Consider the following 13,517-nt stretch of genomic DNA (forward strand, 5'->3'; position numbering starts at 1 on the left):
TGAACACGAGCAGAGGCGAAGAAACAGTTCGCTGCTAAAAAGAGGGCTATTTTCCTTGATTCTGCGACGTAGTTCTACTACTAAATGTAGCCGTTATATAAAAAGATGGGAGAAACTAAGGATAGGTTTTATGGCATAGATATTTTAATGATGGAAATATCTAAAATTCAGGCTTATAAAAATTATAATCGACTTGGTAAAGCTAATCGATATTGCTAAATATTTGCATTCTTATGATAGAAGATGTGTATAGATAATTAACAATATCGATCAGAATTTAATTTTTAAACTTCTAGCTTATCAATCAGCATTGCATCACCATAGCTAAAGAAACGATAGCGGCTTTTAACAGCATGTTCATAGGCAGCTAAAATGTTGTCTCGATTTGATAATGCAGATACCAACATGAGCAGGGTAGACTCTGGTAAATGGAAGTTAGTAATTAAACGGTCTACGATGCAGAACTCATAACCTGGATAGATAAAGATTTGCGTGTCCCCAGTCCAAGCTGCAATTTTTCCGCCATGAGCTTGAGCTGCACTTTCTAAAGCACGAGTCGCAGTTGTACCCACAGCAATCACTTTATTGCCACGTGCTTTAGTCGCCAAAATTAAATCAATAGTTTCTTGAGGAACATCACACCATTCACTGTGCATGACATGATTGGTAATGTCATCAGTACGAACAGGCATGAAGGTGCCAGCACCGACGTGTAAAGTCACAAAAGATTTTTGAACATTTTTTTGCTCTAACTTTGCTAGTAACTCTTCGTCAAAGTGCAAGCTCGCAGTAGGAGCGGCAACACTGGCAATTTTTTCAGGATTATGAAAAACCGTTTGATAACGTTCGGTGTCAATTTCTTCTGCTTCACGGTTAAAGTAAGGCGGAATAGGTAACTGACCATATTGTTCAAGTACAGGCAAGATCGGCTGTGAAAACTCAACTACAAATAAATTTTCATGACGGCCACGTACAATCACAGGAATATTATCTGCACCAACAAAAAGCTCGGCGCCTGCTTTAGGCGAGTTACTTGATTTGATATGGCAATATGCTGTTGTGTGGTTCAGCATACGCTCAACCAGAATCTCAATCGCACCACCTGTAGAGCGTTTTCCTTTAAGTCGAGCTTTCATGACCTTGGTGTCATTAAGCACCAATAAATCACCTTCTTCGAACAGATCGATAATGTCTGTGAACATGTGATCGTGATATTGACCTTTTGAGTCTAAGTGCAACAACCGCGAAGCACTCCGTGATTCGAGAGGGTAACGGGCAATAAGTTCATCAGGTAATTCAAAGGAAAAGTCAGACAGTTGCATATTTGAGAAAAAACACCGCAAAAATTGCGCCTAGTATAAACTTTTTCGCTTTTTTATGGCTGTGCTTCTGACCTAAATCATGAAAAATGTTTAAATGATCTAAAAGTGAACGATAATATTCACTTAGGGTTTGACAAGTTTTACAAACGCGCTAATATACGCAACACAAACATACTTCCTCTCCCGAGGTGGTGAAATTGGTAGACGCGGCGGACTCAAAATCCGCTGTCAGAGATGACGTGTCGGTTCGAGTCCGACCCTCGGGACCAAGATTCAGAATCGTAAGATTCTACGAAAACCCCTAAGCTAACGGCTTAGGGGTTTTTTGTTAGATATAAAAAAGTAGATAGGGCTTAAGAAATTATGAAATGATTATTTGATCCCGAGTGTCGGGCTCGAATTTCTAGCTATAAATTTAGAGCTTATAAAAATCTTTTCATTTTTTAGCTCAAGAAGTTCTTGTTTAAATACTAAACACGTTTGTTAAAAGTCAAACTAAGCAAGAATCTAAGCTCTTATTCAAATAATATTTTTTGACCATCTTTTACGTGTATTCTGAACTCGCCTTTCCAAGTTCTTTCAACTCACCACCTTCAAACATTTGTTGTATTTTTCTAAAACATACCCACTTTATGTATCTGAAAACCTTTAATTGAAACTTCACATTTCTATTTTGAAAAGAACGTTGCTCTTTTAATGTACTGTGTTAAAGTTTGTAGTAGATCATAATGATTATAAGTACATTTCTTGAGAGCGGTTCCGACCAAAAACGACAAAATCTGTGAGGCGGGCAATGACATTCGAACGTTTAGAACTAAATCAGGTTGAGCAGTTAAGTGCTTGTAGAATATCTTTGTTGCTTGGATTAAATGCCGAGCAGAACTATATCGAGCAATTTTTCCGGTTTAGTCTTCGTCTTTTGAATTGTAAAAAAGCCTTGTTGACTTTTAATCAGGAACCTTACTTTTGGCACCGTTGCCCTGAAGGCATGACGGCAATCTCGTTTAAACCATCAAAGCATTTAAAACAGTGCTTCGCGAAGCAACAGTTTATTAATCATTTACATCCTTCATATCAAAATTTAATCAATTATTTAAAAGAATTAAATATTGAGTGCAGCAGGGCATTGGCTGTGCATCTTTTACACCCAGATAAAACTTCAATGGGTTTTGCTGTATTTTTTGACGATGATGCGGCAACGTTCGAAGATGATGATATTCAATTGTTGCTTGATTATTGTTCTACTTTTATGCAGCAGGTTGAGTTGAAGTTTAATTATGAAGAGTTAAACGAACTCTATGAACAACAAGTTGCGATTAATTCAAGTAAAACAAAATTCTTCTCAATTATTTCGCATGACTTGCGTGCACCTTTTCATGGATTGCTCGGGTTTTCTGAGGTGCTCGCCAAAGAGCGTGAAACTTTAGATGAATCAAGTATTCAAAATATTGCAGATTATTTATATGACACCTCACAATCGACCTATAACTTACTTGAAAGCTTACTAACATGGGCGATGGCAGAGGGCGGGCGTTTTGTTTATCACCCAATTAATTTTAAACTTAGACAAGTCAGTAATATCGTTTGCGATGTACTGCACACTTTAGCTTTAAAGAAAAATATTGAACTGGTGAATGGTGTTCCAGATGATTTAAACATCTACGCCGATATCAATATGATGACCTCTGTAATTCAAAACTTGGTGTCAAATGCGCTGAAATTTACCGACGTTGATGGATCGGGCAAAGTCTTTATTGAAGCTAGACAAGCCGACACAAATGTAGAAATTACTGTTCGAGATACAGGTCTGGGTATGACCGAGCAACAAATGGCAAATTTATTCCATCCACGTATTACCGCTAGCTTTAAAGGTACCGCAGGAGAAAAAGGTGCTGGCTTGGGTTTGAGCCTTTGTAAGCGTTTTGTCGAGATTAATCAGGGGCAAATTACTGTGAGTTCTCAAAAAGGAGTTGGAACGACATTTAAAGTTTTACTGCCTTCAGCTCAAGAAAGTCATGAGGCGCTTACTGAACATCATTCTTCATCGGAAGCTAAATTAGTTTAATCCCTTTTCCTACCACTACTCGAACTGCTATAACTAAAAAGAGAGTACGAGGAAAAGAGCTTTTTATATGAATGCGGAGCAGTTACAAAAAACATTGCGTGCGAGTCAGTACGCAGAACAAGTTTTAGGCTTGCATCAAGCTGTTTTAGAACAAGATTATCAAATAGATCAATTTACTGCACCGCTCTCGACCGAACAGATTTACCAATGTGTACAAACCACATTAGATGGGATTGATGATGAAACGCTTTGGATGCGTGGATTGCGCATTTTACGTAGTCGATTAATGTTCCGTTGGATCTGGCAGGATGCCAATCAACTGACCGATGTTGTCACACTCACTCGCGAACTTTCTGATTTTGCTGATGCCAGTATTTGTGCAGCAAAGGATTTTGCACGTGTAGCACTTGTGGCGAAACACGGTGAACCTGTGAGTTATTCTGGCAAAGTTCAAGATTTGATTGTGGTTGCCATGGGTAAACTTGGTGCTCAAGAGCTTAATTTATCGAGTGATATCGATTTGATTTTTGCCTTTGATGAGCAAGGTGAAACCAACGGTCGCAAATGTATTGATGTACAGCAGTTCTGTATTTTGTGGGGACAAAAACTCATTTATTTACTTGAGCACATTACCGCCGATGGTTTTGTGTTTAGAGTCGATATGCGCTTGCGCCCTTGGGGAGATGGCTCGGCATTAGCGATTAGTCATGCCGCATTAGAAAAATATTTAAGTCAGCATGGTCGTGAGTGGGAACGCTATGCGTGGATTAAAGCGCGTGTTGTAACCGGTGGTAAAGAAGGACAGGACTTGTTAGAGATGACACGTCCTTTTGTATTCCGCCGTTATGTCGATTACACCGCTTTTGCTGCCATGCGTGATATGAAAGCGATGATTGAGCGCGAAGTATTACGTCGGCATATTGAAGATGACATTAAACTCGGGGCAGGTGGTATTCGCGAAATTGAGTTTATTGTTCAGGTCTTCCAGCTTATTTACGGCGGCTCTAAACGTGAGCTGCAAGACCGCCAGTGTTTAGTTAGTCTTGAGCACATTGGTGAAGCTGGCTTATTAGAAAAACAAGCTGTATTAGAACTTGAAGATGCTTACTTATTCTTACGCCGTGTTGAACACGCGATTCAAGCTCTAAATGATCAGCAAACCCAATTATTACCAGAAGAATTGGATTTAAGAAAACGCATTATAGATACCTTAGGTTTTACGAGCTGGAATGAGTTTCTTGATGTTCTTAACGAGAAACGTCAAAAAGTTAAAGTTCAATTTAAGCAGCTTATTGAAGATACAAGTTCAAATGCCGCAACTGAAAATTTTGGGCAGTTAGAGCAGCAGTTAGATGAAGTGTTGGATGACAATGCGAAAAATCTGATTCATGAGTTTTGGCATGGTCATGCACTTAAAAAACTTCCTTCAAATGCTGTGCAGCGTTTAAAAACATTTTGGCCTCATTTAATTGAAGCGATCTTACAATCAGAACAACCACAAACTGCACTGTTGCGCTTAATGCCACTGATTGAATCAGTTATGCGTCGAACCGTGTATTTGGTGATGTTGATTGAAAGTAAAGGGGCACTGCAACGCTTAGTGAAAATGGCGACGGTGAGTCCGTGGATTTGTGAAGAACTGACACAGTATCCGGTACTGCTGGATGAGTTCTTATCGATGGATTTTGAGTTACCAAAACGTAAGGACTTAGAAGATTCATTACGTCAGCAGTTGCTTCGTATTGAGATTGATCAGGTCGAAGATCAGATGCGAGTACTTCGCCTGTTTAAAAAGAGCAATGTGTTAACTGTTGCTGCAAGTGATGTCTTAGCTGAGAGCCCTCTCATGAAGGTTTCCGATGCATTAACTGATATTGCTGAAGTTAGTGTTAATGCAACACTTAATTTAGCTTATCAAACAGTAGCAAAACGTCATGGTTACCCTTGCGATGTTGATGGAAAACGCTGCTCACTCGACTATAAAGCTTTTGCTGTTATTGGTTATGGCAAGGTGGGTGGCATTGAGCTTGGCTATGGTTCTGACTTAGACCTTGTCTTTATTCATTATCTAGATGAACAATCCGATACGGATGGAACTAAGTCTATTAGTGGCTTTGAGTTCGCAATGCGTGTTGCTCAAAAGTTTATGTCTTTGATGACTACTCAAACGTTAGACGGCCGTGTCTATGAGATTGATACGCGGTTAAGACCTTCAGGTGAGGCAGGTTTATTGGTGACGAGTCTGAAAGCCTATGAACACTATCAGTTGAAAAGTGCATGGCTTTGGGAACATCAGGCTTTAGTACGTGCCCGCTCTATTGCAGGTGATGAGGTGCTTTGCCAGAAATTTGAAATATTTCGACGCGAGATATTGACTCAATCTAGAGATGAGGCTTATGTTCGTGAGGAAGTGTTGAAAATGCGTCAGAAAATGAAAGACCACCTAGGTTCGTCTTCTGAACAAAAAAAACATGGTATTTTTCATTTAAAACAGGACGCAGGTGGTATCGTCGATATCGAATTTATGGCACAGTATGCTGTACTTGCATGGAGCGGGACGAAACCCGATCTCGCCCATTATTCTGATAATGTAAGAATATTAGAAGATGCTGCTAAAGCAGACTGCTTATCCAGTGAAGATGCCACAGCATTAATTCGAGCTTATCTTAGTGAACGTGCCGAAAGCCACCGTTTAGCCCTTGCAAATCAATCCATGCAAGTCAGCGCAGCGGACTGGCGTAGTACCCGTGCGGTCGTTTGCAATTTATGGCAAAGATTAATAGACCCAACCGCCTCGGTTGAGTTGGATAGTGAATGATTTTATAACAATTTGGAGTGTTCCATGAATTTGGCTGATCGTGATGGTTTTATTTGGCAAGATGGAAAATTAATTGATTGGCGTGATGCAAAGATTCACGTTTTAACCCATACATTACACTACAGTATGGGCGTATTTGAGGGTGTTCGTGCTTATGAAACACCTAAAGGTACTGCCATTTTCCGTCTTCAAGACCACACAAAACGTTTGTTAAATTCAGCAAAAATTTATCAAATGAAAGTGCCGTATGATCAAGCCACGCTTGAACAAGCACAAATCGATGTTGTTCGTGAAAATAAATTAGCTTCTTGCTATTTACGTCCATTAATCTGGATCGGTTCAGAAAAACTTGGTATTGCAGCAACAAATAACACGATTCATGCCGCAGTTGCAGCATGGGCGTGGGGCGCATACCTTGGTGATGAAGCAATGGCGAATGGTATTCGTGTTAAAACTTCATCATTTACTCACCATCATCCAAACGTGACGATGTGTAAAGCAAAAGCATCTGGTAACTACACATTGTCAATTCTTGCTCACCAAGAAGTTGCACACTCAGGTTACGATGAAGCAATGCTTATGGACCCACAAGGTTATGTATGCCAAGGTTCTGGTGAAAACGTATTCTTGATTAAAGATGGCGTTTTACATACTCCAGATATCGCTGGTGGTGCGCTTGATGGTATTACACGTCAAACAGTAATGACGATTGCTAGAGATCTTGGTTATCAAGTTGTTGAGCGTCGTATTACACGTGACGAATTCTATATTGCAGATGAAGCATTCTTTACAGGTACTGCTGCAGAAGTAACACCAATTCGTGAATATGATGACCGTCAAATTGGTGAAGGTCGCCGTGGTCCAATTACCACTGAAATCCAAAAAACTTTCTTTGATGCAGTTCAAGGTAAAAACCCGAAATATGAACACTGGTTAACTTACGTAAAATAAGTTAATCCGTTAACATAAAAAGGCGAACTTTGGTTTCGCCTTTTTTATTTTTTGGCTTAGGGAGCTTCTATGCATATTGTCTATGTGTCTGATGGTAAGGCAGGGCACCGCTCACAAGCATTAGGCTTGTTTCAGGCAATGCAAAGACAACAGCCAGAAACAACTTTTGAAGAAATCCTAATTACTGATTTGCCGATTATTTCTTTAATTCAGGCACTTTTCTCTTCAAAAAAAACCTTATTTAAACAAGCGCCTAATTTTATATTCGGCGTGGGAAGTCACACACATTTTCGTGTTTGGTTACTCGGTAAAATTTTTAAAAAGGCCAAAACGATTATTTTAATGAAGCCGAGTTTACCAATTGGTTGCTTTGATTATGCTGTTATTCCAGAGCACGATGGTATTCACGCCGATAGCCATGTGATAGTCACACGTGGTGCATTAAATCCTATTCGTAATGAAAATCGACATCAAATAGCCAGAATCTTAATTGCTTTAGGTGGTTCATCTAAACGACATCAATGGAACCAAAATAAAGTATTAACCAGTGTTCAAAAAATTGTTGAGAATAATCCAGATGCTGAAATTATTCTGACCACTTCACGTCGAACCCCAGCAGAGTTTGTCGATATTTTAAAGCAACAAAGCTTTGCCTACCATTTACACATATTTCCAGTTGAGCAAACCCCTCAAGGCTGGATTTTCGAAGAAATGCAAAAAGCAGAAGCTGTCTGGGTGACAGAAGATAGCGTGTCTATGATTTTTGAGGCGCTTACCGCGGGTTGTCGAGTAGGGGTGATGGCCATGGACCGTTTGAAAGACGACCGGATTACGCACTCAGTTGATCAAATGTTAGAATCAAAATTAATTTCACAGCAGACTTGTGTTGTACAGTTACCACAACCTTATGCTTTTAAAGAAGCGGACCGTGTGGCAACATATCTTTTAGCAAAAAATTAAATTTTTTATTTTGAGTAAATAAATGAAAATATTGCATATTGCAAATTTTGGCTTTAATAAACAAGGCGCCCATTTTTACTGCACAGACCGTAAAATTTCTGCCGGATTAATTGAAAATGGCCATTTCGTTTATGATTTTAGTTTTCGCGATATGGCTCGAATGGGTACCATTTTTAAAACAAAAAAACTGGGTGCCAATTGGGCTAATAAAGAAGTACTAAAGGTCGTCAATAATATTGAACCTGACTTGGTACTGATTGGACATAGTGACTTAATGAGTCCAGATGTTCTAAGACAAATTAAAGAATCTTATCCAAATACTAAAATTGCATTTTGGTATGTTGATCCGCTTTATCTTGAAAACAAACTCGACTTTGTTAAAGCATTCTCTCCGTATTTAGATGCTATTTTCTGTACAACAGGCGGGGAATATCTACAAAAGTTAAAGCAACCCCATTTAAGCGTAGCCTATTTGCCAAATGTTGGTCACCGCAATGTAGAAACACTACAGCAATTTTCAAACTCAAAGACTGACAAAACTTTTATTTTCTGCGGTGTTGTTTATAAAGAGCCTGAGCGCGAGAAATTCTTAAAGGATTTGGCAGAGGCTTTGCAACAAGGCCATGTAAATTATCAATATTATGGTTGTTTTGAACAGCCAGGTGTATATGGTAAAGCGTATTATAAAGTTCTGTCTGAAACAAAAATGGGACTTAATTACTCACGTCGTAATGATGTAACCTTGTATAGTTCTGACCGTATTGTACAGCTAACTGGTAATGGTTTACTTACTTTTAGCCCAAGAATTCCAGGCTTTGAGAAGCTCTATACTGAGCAAGAAGTTGTTTACTTTGATGATCAGTTTGACTTGGCCAAGAAGATCCAATTCTTTGATCAAAACCCAGAGCAGGCTGAAAAAATAGCGAAAGAGGGCTGGGAGAAAACGCGTAAATCTTTTAATGCTAAACGCATTACCCAGTTTATGGTTGAGGTGACATTTAAGCAGCCCCTTTCAGAAAATTATGAATGGTCACATGAGGTTTATGCATGATGTGGTTTTTGTACGTTGCGGTGGGCCTATTAGTACTTGCTGCACTGTTATATGTGCTGGGTAATTATACTTTCTGGCTTCCGTTTCGTTCGAACAAACTACCTCGCATTGTGATGCTACATCAGGTTACGCCTAAAGATGCGGCGTCTGGCATGAATATGCCTCCTGAAAAGTTTGAACAACTCTTAAAGTTGTTGACGCGTAAAGGAGCTACTTTTTGTTTTGTCTCTGAGCTTGAACAATATCGTAATCAAAAGAATGTCGTTGCTTTAAGTTTTGATGATGGCTTTATGGATAATTATCTCTATGCTTATCCATTACTCAAAAAATATAACGCGAAAGCAACTATTTATTTGGCAACTCAAATTGAAGGCATCGAAAAGCTTACTCATGAGCAAATTCATGAAATGGCGAATTCTGGTTTAATTGAATTTGGTGCACATACCCAACATCATGTGAACTTACTTAAACTTGATGACCAAACCGCTTATGACGAAATGCTTCAGTCTAAGCGTGATGTTGAAGCATTAGTTGGGAAGTGCCCGAGTTTTGCTTATCCATTTGGTCGATTTAACGAAAAGCACCAGAAAATGGCCCAAGAGATTGGCTTTAAAAATGCAGTATCGACTCGTAAAAAAATTGAAGCTTACGAAGCAAATAACCAATTTAATATTCCACGTGTCAGCACGCATGGAGCCATGAATGCTTTACAGATGCGTATCGCCCTTGCTAAAGGACGTTATAAGTTATGAATAAAATTCCATGTAGTGTCTATATTGTTACTTTAAACTGTGGCGCTTGGTTAGAGCGAACTTTACAAAGTGTCAGTGAGTTTGATGAAGTCATTATTTTAGACTCTGGCAGTACTGATAATACTTATGAAATTGCTCAGAGCTTTGAAAATACGCAAATATCTCATCAAGATTGGCAAGGTTATGCTGGACAAAAAAGCTTGGCTTTAGCAAAGTGCCGTAATGATTGGGTGCTCAATCTAGATGGTGATGAAGTCTTATCTAATAAATTAAAACAAGAAATTGTTGAGACCATTCAACAGAACAAGCTTGATGCATTAATCACTCCAATTAATGATGTATTTTTAGGTGTTCCGAACAGTAAACATACTAAAAAACATGCAAAAGTGCGTTTTTTCCGTAGGTCTAAAGGGCATTATGACCTTGCCAATAAAGTCCATGAAAATGTGATCGTAGATGGTGAATCTCAGCGTGCTCAACACGATATTTACCATTATGGTGAGTCGAGTATTTTCGTTAAAGTCGAAAAAAATAACCAATATTCCAACTTAAAAGCATTAGAGAAATACCAAAAAGGAAAGTCTCCAAGCATTGCAAAATTGGTTTTGGTGATGCCAGTGACTTTTATGAAGTCTTATTTTATTCGCCGTAGCTTCTTAAATGGTTGGCGTGGTTTCGTAAATAGTATGATTAACGCATTTTATGCATTTCTAAAAGAAGCTAAGCTTTTTGAACAGACCATGAATAAAGATAAAAAATAAGTAGGCAAGCTATGAAAATTGTTCAGGTATTGGCAACTAGCGGTGGAGTTGGTGGATTAGAGCAGCACACTTTTAACCTTGTTAATGAGCTTGCTTTAAACCATGAAGTACATGTGATTGCACATCCTTGCTATGTAGACAAGTTTAGCCAACAAGTACATTTTCATGCTATCGATTTTGCCCGTAGTCGTTGGAATATTTTTTTACTTTGGCAACTTAAAAATCTTATTCAGCAGATCCAACCCGCTATTGTTCATGCACAAGCAGGAAAAGCGGCTGAGCTGATTGCCCGAATTAGACCATTTTTATCTGGCCCAAAATTTGTGACAACAGTACATGGTACTAAAAAGAATAAGTCTGCTTATTTAGCCGGTGATGCCGTTATTGCGGTGAGCCAAGCACTCACGCAAGGCATTCCTGAGTCTAAAGCACACGTGGTTTATAACGGGGTCTATCCTCAGCCCGTACTTACAGCTGAAAATAAAGAAAAGTTACTTCAATCGATTCAAAAAGATTTTGCTGAACTAGATACAAGCAAAAAAGTTGTTATGTGTATTGGGCGTCTAGAACCAGTAAAAAATATCAGTTTACTGATTGAGTCGATGCAACAGATTGATGCCAATTTATGGATTGTAGGCGATGGTTCACTTCGAGCAAGTTTAGAGAAACAAGTCAGTGAATTAAACATGCAAAATCGGGTCGCTTTTCTTGGGTTTAGAACTGATGCGCGTGATCTGGTCCAGTTAGCAGATGTTGTGGTTTTATCATCAGACCGTGAAGGTTTTCCACTTGTTATGGTCGAAGCTTTACAGGCCCATAAAGCTATGGCTTCTACTAAAGTGAATGGAGTGATCGAGTGGCTACCAGAACAATATCTAGCAGAAATTGGAGATGCAGAGGGTTTGGCAAGCGCAATTCAAGCTGCACTTAAGCCCGATGCGCAAAATGACTTTAGTCCTTTGTATGCAAAAGCCAAGGCTGAACTGACTGTACCAGCCATGGCTGAGCAGACGCTTAATATTTATAAAGATCTGCTGAAGACTTAATTATTTTTTTGCGTAAGGCGAATGGCATCAAGCACCACGAAGTTATCTTCGACATTAATGGTATGGCAACCGTCATCTGCTTGATTCCAGTCTGGTAAAACTACTTCTAGTAGTTTTTCTTCATAAGCTGTTGGGCTAAGCTGAGTAATCGCTTTTAATTCGATATTGCCGCCATAACGTTTTAAAGAATCTTGGCTTGGTCGAACAAGTTGTCCTTTATAAAGAAAAGGTTTACCCGCCATACGGAACTGCTGACTGCCTCGACACACTGGATTCATTGGGTGCTCTTGCCAGTTAGGATTTAAAATATCTTCGGTAAAAAATAGATCTAAGCGATCACCAAATTTTTTACAATCACGACGTGTTGAGGTAAAAAGATACCATAAGCCCTCATGGTAAAAAGGGGTGCTATCGACTGCTTCAATATTTTCAATAAGGTTGGAATGCTTTTCCCATTTCAATGGAAACTCAGTACATTTCCAAAGCTCAATAGTTTTGTTGGCAGAAGACTCTGGAATCATGTACCAAGTGCTATCTATTTTAAATACGCAAGGGTATGAGAGGTGGTAATCGAGTTTTAAAATGGTTTCAGGCGGGGTGTAAGTGCCATCTTTAAAAACTTCTAAAACAGAAAGAAAGCCTACTGGATGTTCGTCATCGACTTCTTCAAAAAAAATGAAATGACGGTCATTTTCATAAGCATAAAAGCTATCTGCAAATGTAAACTTTCTAGGGGAATGGATCTCAAAGAGTGAATCTAATTGCTCAAGTTTAGTAAAAGGTTGCTCTAACCAGCCAAAACGCATATACCAATGGGAGTCAAAAGTTTTCGCTTTTTTTGCTTGTTGGTACTTGTACCATTTTTTTTGAATACCGCGAGTTATTAACATTTAATTACCTATAGCTACTCATTTTTGTGTTTGGGCGGATTGGAGAAAAAATGCTAATCGAATAATTTTTTTGAAAATAAAAAGAGAAATGATTCGAGAGATTAAATCATTTTTTATTTTGTTAAAGTTCTTTTTAAATCGATTTGGCTTTTTCATATATGTTTTTCTGTCAGATGCGATATGACTTTGCATCTCATCGTCATGCTCAAAGCAATAGTAAAAAGGAGTGGAAATATCTCCTTCTAATAAATATTTCCAGTCATCAATATAAGTCAATTTCTTTATTTGCTTAGTGACAAAATCTTGAGCAGTTTCTCGGGTTAAAGAGTAAGCATATGTGGCTGTATATAGGTCTTTAGGACCAGTCATATTGAAGTAAAGTTCATCATTACTTACGTATCCTCTTATTCGTCGTCTAGATGGTTCAGAGTGTCCTCCTAAGAATGCGAATGCTGGATTGGTTTCTAATAAAGAATGTAATTTCTGCTGTATATGTTCGGTTTGAAAAATTACATCATCTTCAATAATTATTATGCGATCATATGCTGCATAATCACCTTGAGCTAGACGTTGCCAAATAATCATATGACTTAACCAGCAGCCTAGTTCACTTGGCCCTAGTTCGTGATCACATAATCCAGCAAATTGACGACTTAAATTTAGAAAAGTTAAATATTCTTGAGGAAGTTTTTTTCCATAAATAGCGTCGAAAAATTCAAAGACAATTTTTATATCAGGAACAATTGATTGTAAATCTTGATGTTGCTGTTTGATTTTTTCTTGACGTTCATTACTTCCTTGCAAAGAAACGCATAGAATAAGAATCTTTTTCATCTTCAACTAACTTGATACAATACATTCTAGCTATTTTAGCTTGCTATGCTTATTGTTGATAGCCTTG

11 protein-coding genes and 1 tRNA gene are annotated in these 13,517 nt (G+C 38.5%); 9 read left to right on the top strand and 3 right to left on the bottom strand.

The features are described from left to right. Positions 1-284 precede the first annotated feature (284 nt). Entirely contained in the window at positions 285-1,322 is a 1,038-nt protein-coding gene (gene queA, locus SOI76_RS02810) for a tRNA preQ1(34) S-adenosylmethionine ribosyltransferase-isomerase QueA (RefSeq protein WP_032055417.1), read from the bottom strand. 182 nt (positions 1,323-1,504) lie between these two features. Between queA and SOI76_RS02815 the strand changes: the two genes are divergently transcribed. From SOI76_RS02815 to lpsE, 9 genes are all read left to right on the top strand, one after another. Beyond that, positions 1,505-1,591 (top strand) — tRNA-Leu (locus SOI76_RS02815). Positions 1,592-2,115: 524 nt separating this feature from the next. Continuing rightward, complete coding sequence (bvgS, locus tag SOI76_RS02820) at positions 2,116-3,387, top strand: sensor histidine kinase (RefSeq protein WP_032055416.1); 1,272 nt, start codon at positions 2,116-2,118, stop codon at positions 3,385-3,387. A 67-nt stretch (positions 3,388-3,454) separates the two neighbouring features. Continuing rightward, positions 3,455-6,205, top strand: a complete 2,751-nt coding sequence (gene glnE, locus SOI76_RS02825) for a bifunctional [glutamate--ammonia ligase]-adenylyl-L-tyrosine phosphorylase/[glutamate--ammonia-ligase] adenylyltransferase (RefSeq protein ID WP_104079942.1) — start codon at positions 3,455-3,457, stop codon at positions 6,203-6,205. Between the two features lie 24 nt (positions 6,206-6,229). Continuing rightward, a complete protein-coding gene (ilvE, locus tag SOI76_RS02830; RefSeq protein ID WP_104079941.1) occupies positions 6,230-7,156 on the top strand; it encodes a branched-chain amino acid transaminase in 927 nt (308 codons plus the stop codon). A gap of 69 nt (positions 7,157-7,225) precedes the next feature. Next, on the top strand, positions 7,226-8,116 hold the full coding sequence (locus tag SOI76_RS02835; protein WP_104079940.1) for a mitochondrial fission ELM1 family protein: 891 nt from the start codon (positions 7,226-7,228) through the stop codon (positions 8,114-8,116). Between the two features lie 22 nt (positions 8,117-8,138). Beyond that, a complete protein-coding gene (locus SOI76_RS02840) occupies positions 8,139-9,167 on the top strand; it encodes a glycosyltransferase (protein WP_104079939.1) in 1,029 nt (342 codons plus the stop codon). Then, entirely contained in the window at positions 9,164-9,919 is a 756-nt protein-coding gene (gene icaB / locus SOI76_RS02845) for a polysaccharide deacetylase family protein (RefSeq protein WP_205668434.1), read from the top strand. The genes SOI76_RS02840 and icaB overlap by 4 nt, the downstream gene beginning before the upstream one ends. Continuing rightward, on the top strand, positions 9,916-10,680 hold the full coding sequence (lpsC, locus tag SOI76_RS02850; RefSeq protein ID WP_104079938.1) for a glycosyltransferase family 2 protein: 765 nt from the start codon (positions 9,916-9,918) through the stop codon (positions 10,678-10,680). Before icaB ends, lpsC begins: the two co-directional genes overlap by 4 nt. A gap of 11 nt (positions 10,681-10,691) precedes the next feature. Continuing rightward, a complete protein-coding gene (lpsE, locus tag SOI76_RS02855) occupies positions 10,692-11,726 on the top strand; it encodes a glycosyltransferase (RefSeq protein WP_104079937.1) in 1,035 nt (344 codons plus the stop codon). On the opposite strand, the gene ghy is transcribed toward lpsE, so the two are convergent. Beyond that, positions 11,723-12,616: a glycosyl hydrolase Ghy gene (gene ghy / locus SOI76_RS02860; protein ID WP_104079936.1), complete on the bottom strand. Its 894-nt coding sequence runs from the start codon at positions 12,614-12,616 to the stop codon at positions 11,723-11,725. The two genes, lpsE and ghy, sit on opposite strands and share 4 nt — an antisense overlap. Positions 12,617-12,634: 18 nt before the next feature. After that, the gene (locus SOI76_RS02865) at positions 12,635-13,450 is read right to left on the bottom strand and encodes a glycosyltransferase family 25 protein (RefSeq protein WP_104079935.1); all 816 of its coding nucleotides are present in this window, start codon (positions 13,448-13,450) and stop codon (positions 12,635-12,637) included. Positions 13,451-13,517 lie beyond the last annotated feature (67 nt).

It is taken from the genome of Acinetobacter pittii, from assembly GCF_034064985.1.
Lineage (GTDB): Bacteria > Pseudomonadota > Gammaproteobacteria > Pseudomonadales > Moraxellaceae > Acinetobacter > Acinetobacter pittii_H.

Excerpts from the sequence above, each read along its gene's own strand:
- queA (WP_032055417.1), bottom strand. The coding sequence starts at position 1,322 with ATGCAACTGTCTGACTTTTCCTTTGAATTACCTGATGAACTTATTGCC.
- SOI76_RS02840 (WP_104079939.1), top strand. The coding sequence starts at position 8,139 with ATGAAAATATTGCATATTGCAAATTTTGGCTTTAATAAACAAGGCGCC.
- lpsE (WP_104079937.1), top strand. The coding sequence starts at position 10,692 with ATGAAAATTGTTCAGGTATTGGCAACTAGCGGTGGAGTTGGTGGATTA.
- glnE (WP_104079942.1), top strand. The coding sequence starts at position 3,455 with ATGAATGCGGAGCAGTTACAAAAAACATTGCGTGCGAGTCAGTACGCA.
- bvgS (WP_032055416.1), top strand. The coding sequence starts at position 2,116 with ATGACATTCGAACGTTTAGAACTAAATCAGGTTGAGCAGTTAAGTGCT.
- lpsC (WP_104079938.1), top strand. The coding sequence starts at position 9,916 with ATGAATAAAATTCCATGTAGTGTCTATATTGTTACTTTAAACTGTGGC.
- SOI76_RS02865 (WP_104079935.1), bottom strand. The coding sequence starts at position 13,450 with ATGAAAAAGATTCTTATTCTATGCGTTTCTTTGCAAGGAAGTAATGAA.
- icaB (WP_205668434.1), top strand. The coding sequence starts at position 9,164 with ATGATGTGGTTTTTGTACGTTGCGGTGGGCCTATTAGTACTTGCTGCA.
- ilvE (WP_104079941.1), top strand. The coding sequence starts at position 6,230 with ATGAATTTGGCTGATCGTGATGGTTTTATTTGGCAAGATGGAAAATTA.
- ghy (WP_104079936.1), bottom strand. The coding sequence starts at position 12,616 with ATGTTAATAACTCGCGGTATTCAAAAAAAATGGTACAAGTACCAACAA.
- SOI76_RS02835 (WP_104079940.1), top strand. The coding sequence starts at position 7,226 with ATGCATATTGTCTATGTGTCTGATGGTAAGGCAGGGCACCGCTCACAA.